The sequence below is a fragment of the Acinetobacter sp. NigerLNRRAM0016 genome, from assembly GCF_054112845.1.
Genome location: NZ_JBSYVT010000025.1, coordinates 30,266 through 50,551, shown reverse-complemented (window position 1 = coordinate 50,551; position 20,286 = coordinate 30,266). Strand labels below are relative to the sequence as shown.

The following is a 20,286-nucleotide window of genomic DNA, read 5'->3' as shown; positions in this document are numbered from 1 at the left end:
AACAGTATAAATCAAGAAAAAATGAGCGATACAGGTGGCTGGTTTTTGTTTAAAAAGGAAGCGATTCAATTTGGGCGGGTAGGTTACAAACTGCAATTGAATTAACACAGTTTGTACTGTGTTTTGGTCGCCGAATCGAGCTAAGCTAAGGGCAATAAGTATAACAAGGACCTCATCATGGACGCTTTTCTTTTCAGCATTGCCCCGAATGATTTAGAGAATTTAATGCTCGATGCGGAGAGCATGGGGGACATTGAACAGGCCCCATATAAACAGCAACAAATTGATTTGGGGGGGCTCTGGCCTGTGCTGGGTCAAATGTTCAGCCAGCAGCGTTCGACTCATTTGAATTTACATGACCTCATTTATGCAGAATATCCCATCTCGGAACACTCGAAAATAAAATCCGTTGCGCGCTATAATCCAGCCGTGCATGTCATGGAATTGACGCAAGCCCTTGAACAGATTAGCGTTGAAGATCTAGAAAAATATTGTCAGCAGCATCGGCATACCTCTGAAATTGCCCAGTTAGTGGGGGATCACTCAGCGCAGTTAGATGAGGCAGAGCTCATTTTATTATTGACCCAATTAAAAAGTTTTTATCGGCATGCCATGGAACAAAACTATGCTGTGGTGAGCTTGATTGCCGAAAATTTACGTCCGAAACAATTGATTTAGTCTACAAGCTACGAAACGGATGCATAAAAAAAGCAAGACCGATGTCTTGCTTTTTCTCAGGCTGATTCAATCCATTAGAAATGGTATTTAATCAAAGCGCTGACGTTATTTTCGTCTTTACCAGAAATGCCGTATTTGTTGTGCCAAACCGACCATTCTGTACCGAGGTATAAACGCGTATCTGGAGAAATGTGTTTACCGACATTCCATTTCCACTGAGTCGTCCAGTTCATTTCGCTCGCATGATCATCTTCAGCTGTTGACCAGTCTAAGAAACCATCCACAAGGAAATCTTCTGAACCGAGTTTAAATGGTACGCCATAGACCAAGGTCATTTGGTAGTCATCATCTTGAGCTTCGTTGTCAGCTTTGTACAAGTTGACTTGAGCATATTGGAAATATGGAATGGCAAGATCTACACCTACACCATAGAGGTAGTTGTTGAAACCTTCACCACCTTCCCAAGTGGTTGCAACCAATACATCTTTAATTGGACCTAACTCAAGTTTTTGACCTGAGATTGCACCAAGGCTCAAACGCGGTGAAGCTTCGAAATAAGTTTCGTTGCCACTTACATCGTTGTTGGTACGGTCAGCAAAAGCGAAAAAATCACCATATTTTAACTTTGCTGTATATTCAAAAGTTACCGTGCTTTGCTCGTCTTTACGTGCAATCAGTTGGTAATCTTCACCATATAAACCTGTGATACTAAAATCTTGCCAGATTGGCGCAGCTTGAGTAAAAGTCGCTACAGTAGCCAATGCACATGTCGCCGCAATTTGAGTCAGTTTCATCAAAAAATATCTCCCCCGAGAAAGCGTTTAAAGGATACAGATTCTTTAGCAAAAATAAAGCCAAATTTGACCAATAATTTAAAAAATCAGCCATTGAAAATGAATTTAAATAGAGTTAATAGATGTGATTGATAATATTGATTATTTTACCAAATGGTATAGTTTTAATAGGGTTTTAAAATCACATAAAATAGATTGAAAACTATTGGTGATAAAATATTCAAGATAAATGGTTTATGAGACAGATATTTGCACTAATTTGGTGAGTTTGTGTTTAACCATTTGGTCAATTGTGGTGATTGTCGAGCTGACCTTAAAAATAGAAAGAGATGGTTAAAGCATGGTTCATTTTGCATCATCCTTTGGCAGAAAGACGCGACCTACTGAAATTCAGGATTAAGCAATTTAACTTATTAATGTCTGAACATGGGATCTGTAGCAGATTGCCAAAAGAGCGCAAACTTTGCAGTTCTCTTTTGGCGGTGAGTGATGCCTCTGTGCATTTAACGCCATTTAATGGGATGCTGCGGGTGGATGTTGCTCTAACCAATGTTGCGCGATATCGCCACGTCGGCAAATCCAAACCTGCTCATGCGACTGAATATAATCCAAAAACTTTTGTAAGGCCTTAAATCGTCCAGGTCGACCTAACAGTCGGCAGTGCATACCAATTGAAAGCATTTTCGGTGCATGCTCACCTTCGGCATAGAGCACATCAAACGCATCTTTTAAATACTGGAAAAAATCTTCACTGGTGCTGAACCCATTGGCTGCACTGTATTTCATGTCATTGCTGTCGAGGGTATACGGAATAATCAGATGTGGACGACTGTCGCCTACCTGATTGGTCAATGTGGTCCAAAAAGGAAGGTCATCACCATAATGATCGCAGTCATATTGAATCTGTGGGAACTCTGCCAGCAGCTGACGGGTGCGTGGGCTATCGCGTCCTGTATACCAGCCAATTGGAGCATAACCAAACAAGGCATCGAGTACACTCATGGCCTGATCCATATGCTGACGTTCTATTGCTGCATCGATATTTTGATAATGTAGCCAGCGTTGCCCATGCGAAACGACATCGTACTGTGCCGCTTGAATGGCTTCGACCACATACGGATTACGCACTAAGGCCATGCCGACACCAAAAATGGTCATTGGCAGTTGGCGACGTTGAAATTCTGCATGAATACGCCAGAACCCTGCGCGAGAACCATATTCGTACATGGAATCCATCGACATATGTTTTTCTGGATAGCTGGCGGCGCCAAAAATTTCCGATAAAAATTGTTCCGAACCTGCATCGCCATGTTCAATGTGGTTCTCTCCACCTTCTTCATAATTCAACACAAACTGCACCGCAATGCGTGCTTGATTGGGCCATGCAGCATGAGGAACTTGCCCGTGATAGCCAATTAAATCACGGGAATAAGGGGTTGATCGTATCGAGTTGATGAGTTCTTGACCACGCAAGTAAGGAGTTGTCACGATTGGTTATCCTTTTGATAATTTTTTTAAAATAGCACTTGCATATTTTCGAGTTAAGCCCGATATTCAAAGGACAAGGACACGATTCTGCAGACTCAAAAGTGTTCATCATTTCAATGAGGAGGTTGGTTCCAAAATTGATTAAAGATGTTCGAATGCTGTGTAAACAGCAAGCTACAAGCGTGCCAAGATAAAAAAGTTTTGCACAAAAAAGATTCAGATAGATAAAGAGGATTAGATTATGAACATTGAAATCCGTACAGATAAAAACATTCAAAATAATGATCGTTTAATTAGTTATGTGCGTGCAGAACTGAACCAAGAATTCCAACGTCATAGTGAACGTATTACCCATTTCTCAGTCCATTTAAGTGATGAAAATGGGGATAAAGGCGGCGATGATGACATTAAATGTATGATAGAAGCGCGCCCAGCAGGATTAAAGCCTGTGGTGGTGAATCATAAAGGACATAATGTTGATACTGCCTTGCACGGTGCCATTGATCGTTTGAAACGTAGTCTTGAGCATGTGTTTGAAAAACGAGAAAATCCCCGAGGTGGGCAATTAGAATTTGCGGATGCTGATGCAGACAAAGATGTGATTGATGATGAAGATTAAGCTCAACTGAATTGAGCCAAAAATAGAAAAAAGCCCTGCGGGGCTTTTTTTATATGAATTAAAAACTTTAGATATACATTTACCTAAAACAAAACAGCGAGAATTCGGCATAATATTCCGAAACTGATGAAAGAGTATGTTCCATGTTAACAGCACAACAACAAGTCTTTGTGCAGGCGATAGAACAATTAGACCTGCCGCAAGTACAACGTCTTTTAGCTGAAGGTTTAGATCCCAACTTTATTGATGCTGAGAAAGGTCCTGCTGTTTCAGTGTGGTCAGACGGATTATTTCAATGGTGGGAACACGTTTGCGAAGCTTATGAAGCAGGGCAAGCATTGACTGAAGAACAAAAACAGCAGCAACTGGCAGTGCATCTCGAGATTATGGAAGCTTTAATTCAAGCCAAAGCCAATTTCTATTTATGGGACAGTGAAGAATTATATGGTCCGTTATGGGATGCGGCGAGTTCGGCTTGTGTACCCGCAGTACAGCGTTTATTAGACATCAAGGTCGATCCAAATACCCGTGATGAACATGGACACACCATTTTATCTTCGATCAGTGATTTATTTTTTGATTGCGACTTCGATGCCATTAACTGGGCAGAAGCTTTACCTGAAGAACGTCAAACGTTAGAGTTATTGCGCAGTCAGGGTGCAAAAATGACCAAAGAATTGGCTTAATACCGAGGCAAATCATGAAAAAATTACAACAATATGGCGTATTGGCACTGACTCTTGGTGCCGCTTGTCCAGTTTTTGCGGCAGACTTTTCGTTTGAGCGTCCAGGTTCCGGCATCGGCACAGGGATTACACCAGTCGGACAACTGGCTTGGGAACAAGGTTTGCCAAGTGCCAGCTATCAAGAAAGTACTGTCGATGGCGTACAGCAAAAAACCACAACCTTGAATGCAGACACCTTATTGCGTACGGGGATTGCACACAACTTGGAATTACAACTGGGTTGGCAAGGACCCTCTTGGAGTCAGGTCAAGCAAGCGGGTAAAACGGTGGATGAAGATGGCTTAGGCGATGTCAGCATCGGTTTAAAAAGTGCAATTGACCTGAATGATGACAACTTGACCATGGCGGTGCTATTGGAAGCGGTACTGGCAACAGGCAATGATGGCTTTACCGCAGAAGACGATATTTATGCCTTGGCAACTGCCGTGTCTTATCAGCAAAGTGATTTACTTAACACCTCTATCACCATGCGTTACGAAGTTCAGGATGGCGATTGGGCAGTGACCGCAATCCCGACCATTGGCTATAAGCTTTCCGACAAATGGTCAGGCTTTTCGGAATTGGTCTATCGTAAAGCGGAAAGCCAAGACTATGAATACTCACTGGGTTCGGGTGTAATTTATGCCTTGAATGAGCGGACTCAGTTCGATGCCAGTGTCGGTGTGATGTTGAGTGGTGCCGATAAGAGCTATCAATCTGGTTTAGGCGTTTCGTACTTATTCTAAAGGTGTCAGTCTTGTTTATGGAAAAGTCTCTGCTGCTTGCAAAATCGTATGGGCGCAGTGTGCTCTGGCTATGTGCTGCATTCTTGGCATTTTGTTCAACCTTGCTGCACGCGCAGCCAGCTTTGTTATCTGCCGAAGAGGCTTTTCCTGTTCAAGTCGAATCTGTTTCTGCGCAAGAAGTGCAGTTACATTGGGATATTCCCGAACATTATTATTTGTATCAGCACAAGTTTGAGGTACGACAAGGGCAGCAGGTCCTACCGTTAGCCTTGCCCAAGGCACAAGCACTGTTTGATGATAACTATGGTCAAACTCAGGTCTATTATCAGCAAGTACAATTTAATGTCCCTGCACAGGCCTCGCAAACCTATCAAGTGACTTGGCAAGGCTGTGCCAAAGACCGTATTTGTTATCCACCACAAACCATTGAATTTAAAACCGATGCCGATGGTTTGGTGGCTTTGCAAAATCAATCGACTGCACCCAAGCGACTGTTAGATTTAAATTCAAATCTCAACCATGCCACCGTAGAAAATGCAGAGGTCTTGGATCAAAGCACTACACCTACTGCATCGCCAACTGCTCAGGATCAACGTTGGTCGGCCCAGTTGGCGCAGCGCTCACCCATTTACGGCTTATTGTTGTTCTTAGGCTTGGGTATTTTGTTGGCGTTTACCCCGTGTTCTCTACCGATGATCCCGATTCTCAGTTCTTTGATTGTGCGTGATCGGCGTGGGGTCAAGGCTTGGATGATTGCCTTGGTGTTCGTGTGCAGTATGGCCATGGTCTATGCTGTGTTGGGCTTGGTGGCTTCTTCTGCGGGTCTGAATTTCCAGCGCTGGTTACAGCAGCCATCGACCCTGATTGCGTTTAGTCTGTTATTTGTGGTGTTTTCTTTCAATTTATTCGGTCTGTTTGAACTACGTTTGCCACATGCCGTGGTGCATCGTTTAGATCATTGGCAGTCGATGCAAAAAGGCGGCAGCCTGCTTGGGGCTGCAGTCATGGGCATGATTTCTGCCTTGCTGGTGGGTCCATGTATGACCGCGCCGCTGGCAGGGGCTTTGCTCTTTATTTCTCAAACCCAGAATCAGTGGCAAGGCGCTTTGCTGTTGTTTACCCTTGGTTTTGGCATGGGCTTACCGCTGTTGTTAGCCAGTATTCTGGGGGCTAAAGCTTTGCCAAAGGCGGGCCTGTGGATGAACCAGATTAAAGTGCTATTTGCCTTTTTAATGCTGGCACTGGCGCTGTATTTTATCCGTCCACTGTTGTCCGAAGGCTGGATGCAGGGCTTAAGTTTGCTTTTGGGGCTGAGTTTTATTTGCTATGTGCTGTACCGTGCGCTGTGGCAAAAATCTCCGTTACGCCCGTTGTATCTGGTGATTTTAATTGTCGCGGTACCTTATGTGATCTACAGCCAATATCAGCAAAGCCAGCGTTTCTTTGTAGAGCAAAGTTCACAACAGGCCCAGTGGCAGGTGGCGCAAACTGCGGCAGAGTTTCAGCAAATTTTGGCACAGGCACCAAAAGATCGTGGCATTGTGATTGATGTCTATGCGGACTGGTGTGTGGCCTGTCAACCGATTGAGCATCGTATTCTCAAGTCGGCACAGGTACAGCAGTCCTTAAGTCCCTATACCCTGATTAAACTGGATTTAAGTCATTATGATGCCAGTCATCAACAATTGCTGAATCAATGGGATATTCTGGGGCCACCGACCTATTTGTTTTTAAGCCCTGCGCAGCAGGAAATTCGTGGGCTACGCTTGACGGGTGCCTTTAGCGAAACTGAGCTATTGCAGCAATTACAACAATTCCAACAAGGTTTAGGACATTAAGCATGCTCGAACTTTATATTGCCAATAAAAACTATTCCAGCTGGTCGATGCGTCCTTGGTTGGTGTTAACAGCTTTTGACATCCCCTTTCAGGAGCGTGTGATTTATTTTGATCGTGAACGCTCAATCGGTGTATTTCAGCAACAACTTGCGGCGATTTCTAACAATGCCAAGGTGCCGATTCTGTGCGATCAGGAGCTGAAAATCTGGGATTCTTTGGCTATTTGTGAATATTTGGCAGAACAGTATCCCGAACAGGCACTTTGGCCGAAAGATAAAGCTCAGCGTGCCCGTGCCAGAAGTATCAGCGCAGAAATGCACAGTGGTTTTACCTCGTTAAGAACGCTGTGTGGCATGAATATTCGGGCACAACTGGCAGATGTCGGGCAACGACTTTGGGCAGAACATGCAGAGTTAAGACAGGATGTTGCGCGTATCGAACAAATTTGGGCAGAACGTCCAGATCCAGCAGGTTTTTTGTGTGGCGAATTTAGTATTGCAGATGCCTTTTATGCGCCTGTCGTGATGCGTTTCAACAGCTATGCTTTACTACTCAGTGCATCTAGCCAGCAATATATGCAAAGCATGTTGCAACATCCTGCGGTACAAGCATGGATGCAAGCAGCTTTGCTTGAAGGGCGCTGGGTCAATTATCTAGAGGCCTATCAGACTGAACCAGCTTAAATTCTGGTTCAGGTTTCACGTCGTTGCTTGTACGAAACACCTGAACCTGATTGCGTCCTGAAGCTTTGGCTGCATATAAGGCTTTATCCGCTTGAGTCAGTAATTGGAACGGGGTAAAGGGTAACTGCGCCGTTGCAATGCCGAAACTGGCGCTCAGTGGAATGCGGCAGTCCACATCATCGCGGAGTTCCAGTTGTTCAATCGCAGCGCGGCAGCGTTCTGCGGTGTGCTGTGCCTGTTCCAGTGTGCTGTGATACAACACCAGTAAGAATTCTTCTCCGCCAAAGCGTCCCACCATGTCGCTGCTGCGTAACTGTTGTTTTAACAGTTGTCCCACCAGAATCAGCGCTTCATCACCTTTATGATGTCCATGCCGATCATTGATAAACTTGAAATGATCCAGATCCAGCAGCACCAAGGCATAGTGGCGATGCTGCTTGCGATGAATTCGTTCCAGATATTGATTCAAACTGCGCCGATTATACGTGTTGGTGAGTGGGTCAATTTTACTGAGCTGTTGAATTAATTGCTCACGATGGCGCCATTGACTGAGTAAAATTTCAAATAAGATCAGACAAATAACCACGATAGGTGCAATAAAATACAGCATGCTACCGACCCAAAACGAATTGGCATAGGCATAGGTTGGTAAATTGAACACAGGTGCATAAGGCAATACACCCTGCAAACTGAGATAACCACAGCTAAATAAATACAGCGTTGCAGGAATCAATGCGCTATATACGATGGCACGTGGCAACAACACCAAACCCACTGCTAACAGGCTGACATAGGCACTTAAAGTCGCAGGACTCAGCACACCAATCAGATAGGCATCGCGGCACAATGAGATAATAAAGCACCATACGGCAATGTAAGGGATATAGCGTTTGACCCAAGCTTTATGCTGCCAGTAAATACAGGGATAAATCAGACCGCCCAATACCATGATAAAGAGGAAATTTCCGAGAATTTGCTGCTTGATCAACTCAATATTGGTCATGTGCCACAGCGCTGGGTTTAAGACGACAAAAATCTTCCACAGCATCCAGATCAGATGGGTTAGGCAGCCTAAAATCAGCATCAGAATACATTTATTCAGGGTATTCCAATTCATGATGACGCCATCTTCAAGCAGGATTTTCTTGATTTTCTGTTGCAGCCAAGCCATGGTTGGGAGAGATGTTTTTTTGGTCATGGATGCTTATGCCCTCGACATCAACAGTTCCTTTGTTGTTTTAAAGCGAGATTTATTTTTGCTCACAATAGCATAAATTTTAAACAATCTTTCGATTGCTTTACATTTACCTTTTTTCGGAATGTCTGATTTGTTCTAAAAACAGAACATAGTGTATTACCTTAGATCATTATTCTATTTTTATAGATGGCCTAAACTGAGCCTATTCCAAAAGATCAAATATTCGGGTGAGGTTATGAAAGTTTTACATATCGATTCCAGCATTTTAGGTTCAGCCTCCGTTTCTCGTCAGTTAAGTCAGGCGATTGTGGAGCAGTTACAAACCAAACATGCCGATGTTCAAGTGCAGTATTTAGATTTGGCAGCACAGCCCATCCCGCACTTAACCACAGAAATTTTAATGGGACAAAATGCGGAACAAACTGCATTAGGTGAACAAATTATTCAGCAATATTTAGATGCTGATGTGGTTGTGGTAGGCGCTGCCATGTATAACTTTGGTTTGGCTTCAACTTTAAAAGCTTGGATTGACCGCATCAGTGTGGCTGGTAAAACTTTTAAATACACTGAAAATGGTCCGGTCGGTTTGGCAGGGGATAAACAGGTGTATATCGCCAGCAGCCGTGGCGGTGTGTATGGTGACAACAGCCCTGCAGATTTCCAAGAAGGTTTCTTGAAAACAGTGTTTAACTTCACGGGTGTTAACCAAGTGGAAGTGGTTCGTGCTGAAGGCGTGAACATGGGTGAAGAGATGAAAAGCAAAGCTATTGAAGCAGCTTTGGCTCAGGTGAAACTCATCTAAGTGACTTTGAGATCGAAAAAGGTCAGCAGCTGCTGACCTTTTTTATGGGTCTTAATCGCGGTCTAAGCGGTGCGCAAAGGCGGCTAAATCGGCCAATGCTTGTTGGGCTTCTTCAAACCATGCACTGAACATTTGGAAGTTGTGCCACATTCCCGTATATATTTTAAATTCAACCTCGACACCCGCAGCTTCAGCTTGTTGCTGAAAGCGCTTGCCATCATCCATTAAAATTTCTTTAGAGCCGACTTGAATCAGGGTCGGAGGTAGCCCCGTTAAATCTTCAAATACGGGAGAAACCCGCGGATCACCACGATCAATCTCTTTGGGCAGATAGTAGTCAATGCCTGTTTCTAGCGCTTCAATCGACAAGAGGGCATCATGCTTTTGATTAAAACGCAGCGATTCGCTGGTCAGGGTCAAATCTAAAAACGGGGACAATAAAATCAAGCCGCTGACCTGTTCCAGTTGTGCCTCACGTATTTTAACGGCTAATGCTACCGCGAGGTTTGCCCCACAAGAGTCCCCCGACAGGATAATATCTTTGGCTTGAATGCCTTGTTCCAGCAAATTCAAATACACGGCAAATAAGGCCTCTACTGCCTCGGGAAAGGGATGTTCAGGCGAAAGCGGATAATCCACATGTAACACCTGCATTTGCGTACATGCGGCAATCTGGCTCAGAAAAGCCCGATGGGTTTTGAGTGAGCCCAGGAAAAAAACGCCGCCATGAATATGAAAAATCAATTGGGTCGATTGCTTTTGCGGTTTCAGTTCTTCGGCATTCAGTTGCCCCAAACGTAAGCTACGTACTTGTACATCGGGCTGCATTGGAAAGACACGACAAAGCTGTTCTAAGCCGAGTCTTAACGTTTTGGGTGGTAGGCTGTATTGGCTTGGCGTGCGGACGGTAGTTTTTAAAATACTTTCTATAATGAATTGTTTCCACGGGGCTGAAGTATTCATGGTTCTTCCATTTGTTATCAATTTAGTCTTATTAAAGGTGTATTTACCAACAATAATTACAAGGTTACACTAAACAGTCACACTCAAGAATTGCAAAATTGTTGTGGCTTAACAATACTTAAAGGCGTCTACAGACAGACTAGGGAAATCAAGAAAAATGAAAAAAATTGCGCTTGCATTAGGATTGCTCGGCTTCACCGTATTGGCAAATGCGGCTGATCCATTGAATGGTACAGTGTGGAAAACCATTGATGATAAAACCAAGCAACCGCGTGCGGTTGTGAAATTTACTGAGCAAAAGAATGGCATGTTAACAGCAACCATTCAGAGTGTTCTGACTCCAGGTGAGGAAAATGCGTGCAGTAAATGTGAAGGTCCTTATCAGAACAAATCGTTAAAAGGTCTTACCATTGTGCGTGGTTTGAAAAACGTCGGTGGCACTAAATACGATGATGGTACGATTTTAGATCCGAAAAATGGCAAAACCTATAGCCTAAAAGGTGAGCTAACTTCGGGGGGTAAAAAACTTGAGCTTCGTGGTTATTTGGGTGTCGCAGCTTTAGGACGTAACCAGACTTGGGTGCGTGTAAACTAAGACAGTATAAAGAAACAGAAAAGCCTGACTCAATGTCAGGCTTTTTTATTCTACTATTTGGGGTTTCAGCCAGCAAGCGCACGATAAGCGGCTTCATCAAAACCAACAATATAACCTGTTGCTGTATTGAGTACAGGACGTTTGATCAGACTTGGCTGCGCCATCAGGGTTTCAATGAGTTGGGCTGGTGAAGCCAAGGCATGCTGTTGTTCTGCTTCCGTCAGTTTGCGCCAAGTGGTGCCTTTTTTATTGAGAATCAGCTCTTGTCCAACTTGGTCTAGCCAAGTTTTTAAAGTGTCTGCGTCAATACCTTGCTTTTTATAATCATGAAATTCATACGCCAAGCCCAGTTCAGTCAGCAAATCGAAGGCTTTTTTCATGGAGCTACAGTTTTTAATGCCATAAATTTTGAGCATTTTAAATATTTCCCTAAAGTGATTTCTGGCTATAGGGTAAACAAAAAAACAGGCATTCTCTAGAGTGAGGGGTTAAAGGTATAAAATATCGACAGTTATAGTGTGCTTGTCATCGAACTGCAATCAAAGCTTGGCATGCTATACGCATAAACAAAAACAATCTTAAAACAATGAGAACATCAGCGCGTAAATAAAAAGAAGCAATAAAAAAGAGAAAACCCGCATTCAATCATCCTGATTATGCGGGTCTCATTACAACGTCCATTGTCACATCCTTGAAAACAAACTCAAACTGAGTGTGTTTTATTCCATCCTACGGCTTCCTATCCCTTTGCTGTCATCCTGACATGTCCCTGTGCCGTGCCGCTATAATGCCGTTTCTGACCGAGGATAAATAGACAGAAAATACGTCATCTGTTGTGCGTAAAAAGAGATTATTGAGTGAACAAATGTTCACTCAATACAACATATTCTTTAGATTTGATAATCAATAATCACGGGAGCATGGTCACTAAACCATTCTTCTTTATACACCCAAGCATTGACAGTTCGGGTTTTCCAGTCAGGTGAGCAGGCTTGGTAATCAATCCGCCAACCGACGTTCTTGGCACGGGCTTGTCCGCGATTCGACCACCATGAATACAGTTCCGCTTCTTTACGTACTTCACGGAAGGTGTCGACATAACCGAGTTCATCATAGATATGATCCAGCCATGCACGTTCGTGTGGTAAACAGCCTGAAGACTTTTGATTGCCCGACCAGTTTTTAATATCAATGCGCTTATGCACGATGTTGTAGTCACCGCAGACAATGATGGATTTATTTTCAGCACGCCATTGTTTTAAAATCTGCTGATAATTTTCTAGAAAATGGTCTTTACGTGCTTGTGCTTCATCGCCCGAAGAGCCAGATGGTAAATATAAAGAGCAAATATGCACAGGTTGCTCTAAACCTAAATCAAATTCTGCGCTGATAAAGCGGCCTTGAGAATCTGCCAGTTCAAATCCGAGACCATCTTTGACAGAAACAAAAGGCAAGCGGCTGTAAATGGCAGTACCTGCATAACCCGCACGTTCCGCAGGGAACAGGTGGGTGTACCAACCTTCAGGTTTAAATTTATCGGTCCATTGTGCATGGGTAATGCGGCTTTCTTGCATACAGACCACATCTGCATCAGACTTTTCTAACCATTCAAGTAAGCCTTTGGTTACCGATGAACGTAAGCCATTTACGTTAATTGAAACCACTCGTAGAATTTTTTGATCACTTGGGTAGCTACTCTTTGGTATCATGCGCAGTCATAACCTCAATGTATGAATTTCGGAGCACCTCATGTCAACGCCAGCTCAATTTAACCCACAAGCATTTATCGAACTCGCTTTATCACGTGGTGTGCTTAAATTTGGTGAGTTTACTTTAAAATCAGGCCGAGTGAGCCCTTATTTTTTCAATGCAGGTTTATTGAATGATGGTGAAGCCTTATCGCTATTGGCTTCTGGCTATGCAGACAAATTGACCCAGTGTGACAATGTCGAAGTGGTGTTTGGTCCTGCGTACAAAGGGATTCCTTTTGTTGCAGCAACCGCAGTGGCTTTATCACAAAATCACGGGGTGAGTGTGCCTTGGGGCTTTAACCGTAAAGAAGCTAAAGATCACGGTGAAGGTGGTGTCTTGGTGGGTGCATCGGTTGCAGGCAAAAAAGTCTGGATCATTGATGACGTGATCACTGCGGGTACAGCAATTCGTGAAGTGGTAACCATTTTGAAAAACGCGGGTGCAAGCATTGCGGGTGTTTTGGTGGCATTAGACCGTCAAGAAAAAGGTCAGGGCGAACTCTCTGCGATTCAGGAAGTACAAAAAGAGTTGGAAATTCCTGTTCATGCCTTAATTACCATGAAAGATTTAATGAACTATTTAGATGCTAAAGGCGAAAGCGAAGCCTTGGCGAAAATGGAAGCCTACCGTGAGAAATATGGTATCTAAGCCTAAATTGCATGATTAAAAAGGAAAAAGCATATCTGAGGATATGCTTTTTTTTATGACTAAATTTTAGCAGGGGAACAGCAATTTGGATTCTTTCTACAGCACCTATTACTTTAGAACTGGTAATTAAGACGCATCAAGAAGCTACGAGGCGCGCCTGGCATCGAATCTGAGCGCCAGTACTCTTTACCTGTTAAGTTGCTGATTGCTAATGTCATGTTCCATGGGTCTGCACTATAGCCAATTGCAGCATCAACACGGTTGAAGCCTTCCATTTTGGTCTGGTTGTTGATGTTGGGATAATACGAACCGACATAGGTTACCCCAATTTCACCATAGAGGCTGTCCGTCGGAAGATAGCGTACAAACAAGTTACCTGTATTTTTTGAGGTATTGGCTAAATAGTTGCCGACATTTTCTGGTTTTTCTTTGTCTTTGTTTACGCGTGCATCGGTATAGCCATAACCACCACGAATAAAGACATTATCCAAAGCGCGACCAATGAAGCTGAACTCTAAACCTTGCGATTGGTGTTCACCACCGATTGCCCAGACATCAGGCTGCTCGTCAGGATTGGGGCGGTAACGAATGTTCTTTTTACGGATGTCATACAGTGAAAACTGAGTATTCAGGCGTTGTTCTAACCAGTCGCTCTTGATGCCGACTTCATATTGCTCGTTATATTGTGGTTCTGCATTAAAGATATTCATATCTTGGCTTGCTGAAGAAATAGGATTCACACCCATTGATCCGCCAAAGGGTGCGAAACTTTTGCTATATGAGGCATACAGGCTTTGATGTTCAGTTGGTTGCCAGACGATACCGACATTCGGACTGACGGAATCATCGCTGATTGAACGTTTCCGCTTATCAGGATCGGCATTCGGCAGTTTATTGGTGGTAGAAAAATCATAACGATCATAACGCAGCCCCAACATCAATTTGAGTTGTTCATTTAAGCTCAGCAAATCTTGCGCAAAGAAGCCTAAGCTGGTGCCTTGGTTATAATTGTGTTGACTGATTTTCAGTGGTCCTGTCCCGCGGCTAGATTCACGTGCACCTGTAATTGGATTCACATAGCCATAAATTGCTGAACCATTTTGATTGCTGTTGGCTAAACGGGGTTCACGCTGCTCATAGGTCCAGTCACTTCCCAAGACAAGATTGTGCTTAATCGATCCTGTATCAAATTCACCTTTAAGATCAAAGGTATTGCTGGTGGTTTTATTGCTGGTTTGTTGCCAGTAATAAATTTGAGAGATTTCTCCCACATGACCCTTACAGGTTCCTGCATTGCGAATCTGAGTGGCTTCAGTCGCGCAATATCCACCTAAGTAGAAATGATCAAAATTCTGTTCGGCCTGTCGGTAGCTTGCGGCCCAATGAAAACTCCAGTTGGGCGTCAAGGAGTAATTGAGGTCGCTACGCACGACTTGTAATAAGTCATCAACATAATCACCATCCTGCGCAAAGCCCGTTTTAATGGAGGTGCCCGCAGGTAAACTCGAATAACTTGGACCGCGGTCAGGTACACGGCTTAATTTGTCATAAGTGTATTGGGTGGTCCATGTCAGGCTTTCATCATCATTTTTATAGGTAAAACTCGGCGAGAGCATTTCAATCTGATTATCAATCCCACTGCGGAAACTCCCAGATTCGCCATATTCACCCGTTAAACGAACCGCCCAATGGTCATTGAGAACTTGGTTGATATCAGCGGTTGTACCATAAGTGTCGTAAGAGCCAATATAAGTTCCTACCGAACTTTTTGAGTCAAAGTTTGCGTATTTGCTGACCATGTTGATCACGCCACCGCCTGCACTGCGCCCATATAACACCGAAGCAGGACCTTTGAGAATTTCAATCCGTTCAATATTGGCGGTACTCCGACGTACTTGGCCACTTTCTCGGATTCCATCACGGTAGATGTCACCCGTATCTGCAGAAAATCCTCGCAATGTGATGCCATCTCCACGCATATCATAGTTGCTGGAAACCCCCGGCGTACCTTGTAGCATGATGCTTATATCATTGCTGCCGTAAATTTTATATTTTTGAACATCAATGGTATCAATGGTTTGGGGAATGTCCTTCTTCTTTAACCCATTGCGCGTCACATTGGCTTGATCATAATCCACATAGCTTTTAATCGGGTCAAGCTCACTCATGGCTTCAATTTTGAGTGTGGGTAATACCGCATGAGTGGAAGTTTTTTGAACATGATTGGGTTGTAAAGTCTCAGTATTATTTGACGTTTCTAGGTCTTCAGCAGCCATAGCATGTGCATTGATCATCATGCAGCTGAGGAGACTATATTGAAAAAAAGTGGAACCACAAATGAGGCGTGGTGAAAAGTAAGACATATGCAAGCTCTGCAACATGAAAATTAAGAATAATAATGAGAATTATAATCATTAACTAAAATAAGACAAGTTTTTATGAATTCTTTACTCAATATTCATGTTTTCTACATATTAATCTTAGAAGTGGTAAGAGGTTATGCTGTAGCAGATGAATGTTCAGGCAAGGGTAATAAAGATGCATTAGGCTTTATCAAGGCAATTTAAATCACTCAGTCTTTTATTGAGGGTGAAGAGGGTTGCTCTGTGGCATCACACAAAAGGCAATTGAGTTCTACGCCCAACTTCTCTTGACGCCCTTGTTCAGTCATCACCCAAGGACGATTTTGCCAAGGCGGTGTATGCCGTACATGCTGGCTATGTCCACACGCCAAATCAGCCACCCAATGCTGTTCCTCATCTTGATGAAAGCCAATAATTGCTTGCCGCATAGCAGAATCCTCCACAACTTATACAAAATTATCCATAAGCGAAAAACGAAATTCAGAAATAGAAACCCATAATCTCCGTTATACTCCTTGAGGATTATACTTTTTAAAAAGAGCTTTGATTATGCGCGTACTTGTTGTGATGGATCCCATCGAAAGTGTCAATTTGAAAAAAGACTCCACCATGGCGATGTTGTGGGCGGCAAGCCGTCGTGGACACGAACTTGGTTATGCATTACAACAAGATTTATATATCGAGCAAGGCAAGGCTTTTGGTCTGATTGCACCGTTACAGGTGTTTGAAGATTACAACCATTATTATGAATTGGATGAAAAGAAGAAAGAATCCATCGCAGCTTATGATGTGGTGTTGATGCGTAAAGACCCACCGTTTGATATGAACTTTGTTTATACCACTTACATTTTAGAGCAGGCGGAACGTGAAGGCGCATGGGTCATTAACAAGCCACAAAGCTTACGTGACTGTAATGAAAAACTGTTTGCGACTCAGTTCCCTGAACTGCAAGTCCCGACTTTGGTGACGTCACAACAAGGCTTGATTCGTGAGTTCATTAAAGAACAGGGTGATGTTATTGTGAAACCGCTGGATGGTATGGGTGGCATGGGCATTTTCCGTCTGTATCAAGATGGCGTGAACATTGGTTCGACCATTGAAATTCTGACCAATCATGGCACGTTGCCGATTATGGCTCAGCGCTATATTCCTGAAATTGTCGAAGGGGATAAACGCATCTTGATGATCAATGGAGAGCCTGTACCTTATTGCTTGGCACGAATTCCACAAAATGGTGAAGTGCGTGGCAACTTGGCGGCAGGTGGTCTGGGTGAAGCGCGTCCATTGACTGAAAATGACCGTAAAATTGCGGCAAAAGTCGGTCCGTTCCTGTGTGAAAAAGGGCTGATTTTTGTGGGTCTGGATGTGATTGGGAATTATGTGACCGAAATTAATGTCACCAGCCCAACCTGTATTCGTGAAATTGACAACAAGTTTGGCACTCAAATTGCGGATGATCTATTTGCGGTATTGGAAGCAGGCCGTCCAGCAGTCTAATCAGCATTATTCTGTTTTGAACGCCTCAATCATACTGTCGTGGTTGAGGTAATTTTCGCTGGTTTTGGCTGAAAAGAAACAGTGCGAGATCAGCGTGAATATGTGGACGATTTTTCGTTTTTAACAAAGATAGAGGTTTTTTGTACTAGATTAATAATAAAACTTGTTTAAACTTACAAAACTGAAGAAAAAAACAATGAAACGCTGGGTGAAACAAAGCAAATAAACTTTCGCGCCCCCTCGTTTGTGATTACAATTGTTAACTTAAAATGAAATTTTTGCTTATTTTTTTGAATTGAAGAATTAGACCGTGACTGATGCTCAGCAAATAAAGCCCAAACGCGTGATGATGATGGCCGCAGGTACCGGTGGACACGTTTTTCCAGCACTTGCCGTTGCAAAACAATTGCAACAACAAGGGGCACAAGTGTCTTGGTTGGCAACGCCAACAGGCATGGAAAACCGATTATTAAAAAATCAAAATATTCCAATTTACCAGATTGATATTCAAGGCGTGCGCGGCAATGGTGTGGTGCGTAAATTATTGGCGCCTTTTAAAATTCTAAAAGCCACCGTTAGTGCCATGCGCTACATGAAACAGTTAAATATTGAGGCTGTTGCTGGTTTTGGGGGCTATGTGGCTGGGCCGGGTGGTCTGGCAGCGCGTGTACTGGGAATTCCCGTGCTGATCCATGAACAAAATGCGATTGCAGGCTTTACCAATACCCAATTGTCACGCGTAGCAACCACAGTGTGTCAGGCATTTCCGCAGACCTTTCCAGCGCAAGCCAAGATTGTGACCACAGGCAATCCTGTACGCAAAGAAATTACCGAAATTTTAAATCCGTCTTGGCGTTATCAAGAACGTGAAAAAGCCCATCAACCGCTCCGCATTTTAATTGTCGGGGGGTCTTTGGGCGCGAAGGCACTGAATGAGTGTGTACCCGAAGCCTTAAAGCTGTTGAATGTACCGATTCGTGTCTATCACCAATGTGGTCAAAACCATGCTGAGGCGACACAGGCGCAATATGCAAATGCACCTGCGAATTTGGACGTCGAAGTGCATCCGTTTATTGACGATATGGCGCAAGCCTATTCTGAGGCAGATTTAATTATTTGCCGTGCGGGTGCTTTAACGGTGACGGAAATTGCAACAGCGGGTGTGGCGGCTATTTTTGTTCCGCTGCCAAGTGCGGTGGATGATCATCAGACGGCCAACGCTAAGTTTTTAGCAAAAACTGGCGCTGCAAAAATTTGTCCGCAAGCCCAGATGACGCCTGAAAGTTTAAAAGAATTGTTAGTGCCGTTAATGAATCGTCAATTGTTGTCTGAAATGGCAGTCAAAGCGCGTCAACAGGCTCAACCCGATGCAACTCAACATGTCGTTGAGCTAATTCAAGAATTGTAATTAGAGTAAGCTATGTCTCCATCTACACCTGCTGATCAAGCAAAAAAGTTAATTAAAATCCCAGAAATGCGTCGTATTAAGCACATCCATTTCGTGGGTATTGGTGGTGCTGGGATGTGCGGCATTGCTGAAGTCTTGAAAAACCAAGGTTATAAAGTTTCAGGTTCGGATATTAAAGCCTCGAAAACCACTGCTCAGCTCGAAGAAAACGGCATTAAAGTTTATATCGGGCACGCGGCTGAAAATATTGCAGGTGCGAATGTGCTGGTGGTTTCAACTGCAATTGATCCAGAAAATCCAGAGATTAAATCGGCGATTGAACACCGTATTCCTGTGGTGCGTCGTGCAGAAATGCTGGGTGAATTGATGCGTTACCGTCACGGTATCGCGGTTGCGGGTACGCATGGTAAAACCACAACCACCAGTCTTGTGACCTGTATGTTGGCAGAAGAAAACCTCGATCCAACTTATGTTATCGGTGGTTTGCTGAATCGTACGGGTGTCAATGCAGCATTGGGTGCCAGCCGTTTTATTGTGGCAGAAGCGGATGAGTCAGATGCCTCTTTCCTGCATTTACAACCAATGGCCGCCATTGTCACCAATATTGATGCAGACCATATGGATACCTATGGTGGTAGCTTCGATGTGCTCAAAGACACCTTTGTTCAGTTCTTACAGAACATGCCATTTTATGGTTTAGCTGTGGTGTGTGGTGATGATGCCAATATCCGTGAAATCATGCCGCGCATTGGTCGTCCATTGGTGACTTATGGCTTCAATGAAGACAATGACATTCGTGCAGTCGATATTCTGCAAGAAGGCATGCAGTCACACTTTACTGTATTGCGTAAAGACCGTGAGCCATTACGTTTGACCATTAATTTGCCGGGTTTGCATAACATCCTGAATGCGCTTGCAGCAATTGGGATTGCGACCGATGAAGGCGTGTCAGATGCTGCGATTGCGCGTGCACTAGAAGGCTTCAGTGGTGTGGGTCGCCGTTTCCAAGTTCAAGGTGAATTTGCATTGGGCGAAGGCAATGTGAAATTGGTGGATGACTATGGTCATCACCCGAAAGAAGTGGAAGCGACCATTAAAGCAGCGCGTGCTAGCCACCCAGATCGCCGTCTAGTGATGTTGTTCCAGCCGCACCGTTTTAGCCGTACCCGTGATTGTTTTGATGACTTTGTGGATGTGTTGTCGCAAGTGGATCAATTACTGTTGCTTGAAGTTTATCCTGCTGGGGAAAAACCAATCGTTGGTGCCGACAGTCGTGCCTTAGCACGCAGTATTCGCCTGCGTGGTGAAGTCGAGCCGATTTTGATCGATCCTGTGGATGGCAACCTGCCAAACGTGATGCGTAAAGTGTTACAAGCGAATGACTTGTTATTAACACAAGGCGCAGGTAATGTGGGAGCTATCTCAGTTGAGCTGGCGCAGCATCAATTATACGTGGACTAATTACGGTCTCTGGTTTTATTAAAAGTTA

The 20,286-nt window shown here is 43.8% G+C and carries 20 protein-coding genes; 12 read left to right on the top strand and 8 right to left on the bottom strand.

The annotated features are described in order from the left end of the window. The first annotated feature begins 177 nt into the window (after positions 1-177). On the top strand, positions 178-678 hold the full coding sequence (locus ACWQ4X_RS14390; RefSeq protein ID WP_161932859.1) for a DUF1877 family protein: 501 nt from the start codon (positions 178-180) through the stop codon (positions 676-678). A 74-nt stretch (positions 679-752) separates the two neighbouring features. Here ACWQ4X_RS14390 and ACWQ4X_RS14385 read toward each other — a convergent pair whose 3' ends face one another. Continuing rightward, positions 753-1,472 carry an outer membrane protein OmpK gene (locus tag ACWQ4X_RS14385; protein WP_374527528.1) on the bottom strand — a complete coding sequence of 240 codons (720 nt, stop codon included), beginning with the start codon at positions 1,470-1,472 and terminating at the stop codon, positions 753-755. Positions 1,473-1,985: 513 nt separating this feature from the next. Next, positions 1,986-2,960 carry an allantoinase PuuE gene (puuE, locus tag ACWQ4X_RS14380; RefSeq protein WP_457904106.1) on the bottom strand — a complete coding sequence of 325 codons (975 nt, stop codon included), beginning with the start codon at positions 2,958-2,960 and terminating at the stop codon, positions 1,986-1,988. Positions 2,961-3,201: 241 nt separating this feature from the next. On the opposite strand from puuE, the gene ACWQ4X_RS14375 reads away from it, so the two are divergent. From ACWQ4X_RS14375 to ACWQ4X_RS14355, 5 genes are all read left to right on the top strand, one after another. Next, positions 3,202-3,579: an HPF/RaiA family ribosome-associated protein gene (locus ACWQ4X_RS14375; protein ID WP_100241157.1), complete on the top strand. Its 378-nt coding sequence runs from the start codon at positions 3,202-3,204 to the stop codon at positions 3,577-3,579. 143 nt (positions 3,580-3,722) lie between these two features. Then, positions 3,723-4,265, top strand: coding sequence for an ankyrin repeat domain-containing protein (locus ACWQ4X_RS14370; protein WP_457904105.1), 543 nt, complete (start codon positions 3,723-3,725; stop codon positions 4,263-4,265). A gap of 14 nt (positions 4,266-4,279) precedes the next feature. Continuing rightward, positions 4,280-5,050, top strand: coding sequence for a transporter (locus tag ACWQ4X_RS14365; protein WP_457904104.1), 771 nt, complete (start codon positions 4,280-4,282; stop codon positions 5,048-5,050). 29 nt (positions 5,051-5,079) lie between these two features. Next, the gene (gene dsbD, locus ACWQ4X_RS14360) at positions 5,080-6,888 is read left to right on the top strand and encodes a protein-disulfide reductase DsbD (protein ID WP_457904109.1); all 1,809 of its coding nucleotides are present in this window, start codon (positions 5,080-5,082) and stop codon (positions 6,886-6,888) included. Positions 6,889-6,890: 2 nt separating this feature from the next. Then, positions 6,891-7,571: a glutathione S-transferase family protein gene (locus ACWQ4X_RS14355; RefSeq protein ID WP_374527535.1), complete on the top strand. Its 681-nt coding sequence runs from the start codon at positions 6,891-6,893 to the stop codon at positions 7,569-7,571. On the opposite strand, the gene ACWQ4X_RS14350 is transcribed toward ACWQ4X_RS14355, so the two are convergent. Continuing rightward, positions 7,534-8,769, bottom strand: coding sequence for a GGDEF domain-containing protein (locus ACWQ4X_RS14350; protein WP_457904103.1), 1,236 nt, complete (start codon positions 8,767-8,769; stop codon positions 7,534-7,536). The two genes, ACWQ4X_RS14355 and ACWQ4X_RS14350, sit on opposite strands and share 38 nt — an antisense overlap. Positions 8,770-9,004: 235 nt before the next feature. Between ACWQ4X_RS14350 and ACWQ4X_RS14345 the strand changes: the two genes are divergently transcribed. After that, on the top strand, positions 9,005-9,571 hold the full coding sequence (locus tag ACWQ4X_RS14345; protein WP_457904102.1) for an FMN-dependent NADH-azoreductase: 567 nt from the start codon (positions 9,005-9,007) through the stop codon (positions 9,569-9,571). A 51-nt stretch (positions 9,572-9,622) separates the two neighbouring features. Here ACWQ4X_RS14345 and ACWQ4X_RS14340 read toward each other — a convergent pair whose 3' ends face one another. Then, positions 9,623-10,552 carry an alpha/beta hydrolase gene (locus tag ACWQ4X_RS14340; RefSeq protein ID WP_457904108.1) on the bottom strand — a complete coding sequence of 310 codons (930 nt, stop codon included), beginning with the start codon at positions 10,550-10,552 and terminating at the stop codon, positions 9,623-9,625. Between the two features lie 139 nt (positions 10,553-10,691). Between ACWQ4X_RS14340 and ACWQ4X_RS14335 the strand changes: the two genes are divergently transcribed. Continuing rightward, on the top strand, positions 10,692-11,129 hold the full coding sequence (locus ACWQ4X_RS14335; RefSeq protein WP_100241164.1) for a DUF2147 domain-containing protein: 438 nt from the start codon (positions 10,692-10,694) through the stop codon (positions 11,127-11,129). A 65-nt stretch (positions 11,130-11,194) separates the two neighbouring features. On the opposite strand, the gene ACWQ4X_RS14330 is transcribed toward ACWQ4X_RS14335, so the two are convergent. Beyond that, positions 11,195-11,545, bottom strand: coding sequence for a Spx/MgsR family RNA polymerase-binding regulatory protein (locus ACWQ4X_RS14330; RefSeq protein ID WP_142769949.1), 351 nt, complete (start codon positions 11,543-11,545; stop codon positions 11,195-11,197). A gap of 474 nt (positions 11,546-12,019) precedes the next feature. Then, the gene (locus tag ACWQ4X_RS14325) at positions 12,020-12,838 is read right to left on the bottom strand and encodes an exodeoxyribonuclease III (protein ID WP_457904101.1); all 819 of its coding nucleotides are present in this window, start codon (positions 12,836-12,838) and stop codon (positions 12,020-12,022) included. 40 nt (positions 12,839-12,878) lie between these two features. Here ACWQ4X_RS14325 and pyrE point away from each other — a divergent pair, with 40 nt between their 5' ends. Beyond that, positions 12,879-13,529 (top strand): orotate phosphoribosyltransferase, encoded by a 651-nt coding sequence (gene pyrE, locus ACWQ4X_RS14320; RefSeq protein ID WP_457904100.1) that lies wholly within the window; start codon positions 12,879-12,881, stop codon positions 13,527-13,529. Between the two features lie 113 nt (positions 13,530-13,642). Here the strand turns inward: pyrE and ACWQ4X_RS14315 are convergent, their stop codons facing one another. Continuing rightward, complete coding sequence (locus ACWQ4X_RS14315; RefSeq protein ID WP_457904099.1) at positions 13,643-15,892, bottom strand: TonB-dependent receptor; 2,250 nt, start codon at positions 15,890-15,892, stop codon at positions 13,643-13,645. Between the two features lie 209 nt (positions 15,893-16,101). Next, the gene (locus ACWQ4X_RS14310; protein WP_457904098.1) at positions 16,102-16,320 is read right to left on the bottom strand and encodes a DUF3565 domain-containing protein; all 219 of its coding nucleotides are present in this window, start codon (positions 16,318-16,320) and stop codon (positions 16,102-16,104) included. Positions 16,321-16,441: 121 nt separating this feature from the next. Between ACWQ4X_RS14310 and gshB the strand changes: the two genes are divergently transcribed. The 3 genes from gshB to murC all read left to right on the top strand — a co-directional run bounded on the left by gshB (position 16,442) and on the right by murC (position 20,258). Then, positions 16,442-17,389, top strand: coding sequence for a glutathione synthase (gene gshB, locus ACWQ4X_RS14305; RefSeq protein ID WP_457904097.1), 948 nt, complete (start codon positions 16,442-16,444; stop codon positions 17,387-17,389). A gap of 310 nt (positions 17,390-17,699) precedes the next feature. Continuing rightward, entirely contained in the window at positions 17,700-18,797 is a 1,098-nt protein-coding gene (murG, locus tag ACWQ4X_RS14300) for an undecaprenyldiphospho-muramoylpentapeptide beta-N-acetylglucosaminyltransferase (RefSeq protein ID WP_457904096.1), read from the top strand. Between the two features lie 12 nt (positions 18,798-18,809). Then, positions 18,810-20,258 (top strand): UDP-N-acetylmuramate--L-alanine ligase, encoded by a 1,449-nt coding sequence (murC, locus tag ACWQ4X_RS14295; protein WP_457904095.1) that lies wholly within the window; start codon positions 18,810-18,812, stop codon positions 20,256-20,258. Positions 20,259-20,286: the final 28 nt, after the last annotated feature.

Bases quoted from the DNA above. Each gene is read 5' to 3' on its own strand.
- ACWQ4X_RS14390 (WP_161932859.1), top strand. From the start codon at position 178: ATGGACGCTTTTCTTTTCAGCATTGCCCCGAATGATTTAGAGAATTTA.
- ACWQ4X_RS14385 (WP_374527528.1), bottom strand. From the start codon at position 1,472: ATGAAACTGACTCAAATTGCGGCGACATGTGCATTGGCTACTGTAGCG.
- ACWQ4X_RS14375 (WP_100241157.1), top strand. From the start codon at position 3,202: ATGAACATTGAAATCCGTACAGATAAAAACATTCAAAATAATGATCGT.
- ACWQ4X_RS14370 (WP_457904105.1), top strand. From the start codon at position 3,723: ATGTTAACAGCACAACAACAAGTCTTTGTGCAGGCGATAGAACAATTA.
- ACWQ4X_RS14365 (WP_457904104.1), top strand. From the start codon at position 4,280: ATGAAAAAATTACAACAATATGGCGTATTGGCACTGACTCTTGGTGCC.
- ACWQ4X_RS14355 (WP_374527535.1), top strand. From the start codon at position 6,891: ATGCTCGAACTTTATATTGCCAATAAAAACTATTCCAGCTGGTCGATG.
- ACWQ4X_RS14350 (WP_457904103.1), bottom strand. From the start codon at position 8,769: ATGACCAAAAAAACATCTCTCCCAACCATGGCTTGGCTGCAACAGAAA.
- ACWQ4X_RS14345 (WP_457904102.1), top strand. From the start codon at position 9,005: ATGAAAGTTTTACATATCGATTCCAGCATTTTAGGTTCAGCCTCCGTT.
- ACWQ4X_RS14335 (WP_100241164.1), top strand. From the start codon at position 10,692: ATGAAAAAAATTGCGCTTGCATTAGGATTGCTCGGCTTCACCGTATTG.
- ACWQ4X_RS14330 (WP_142769949.1), bottom strand. From the start codon at position 11,545: ATGCTCAAAATTTATGGCATTAAAAACTGTAGCTCCATGAAAAAAGCC.
- ACWQ4X_RS14325 (WP_457904101.1), bottom strand. From the start codon at position 12,838: ATGATACCAAAGAGTAGCTACCCAAGTGATCAAAAAATTCTACGAGTG.
- pyrE (WP_457904100.1), top strand. From the start codon at position 12,879: ATGTCAACGCCAGCTCAATTTAACCCACAAGCATTTATCGAACTCGCT.
- ACWQ4X_RS14315 (WP_457904099.1), bottom strand. From the start codon at position 15,892: ATGTCTTACTTTTCACCACGCCTCATTTGTGGTTCCACTTTTTTTCAA.
- ACWQ4X_RS14310 (WP_457904098.1), bottom strand. From the start codon at position 16,320: ATGCGGCAAGCAATTATTGGCTTTCATCAAGATGAGGAACAGCATTGG.
- gshB (WP_457904097.1), top strand. From the start codon at position 16,442: ATGCGCGTACTTGTTGTGATGGATCCCATCGAAAGTGTCAATTTGAAA.
- murC (WP_457904095.1), top strand. From the start codon at position 18,810: ATGTCTCCATCTACACCTGCTGATCAAGCAAAAAAGTTAATTAAAATC.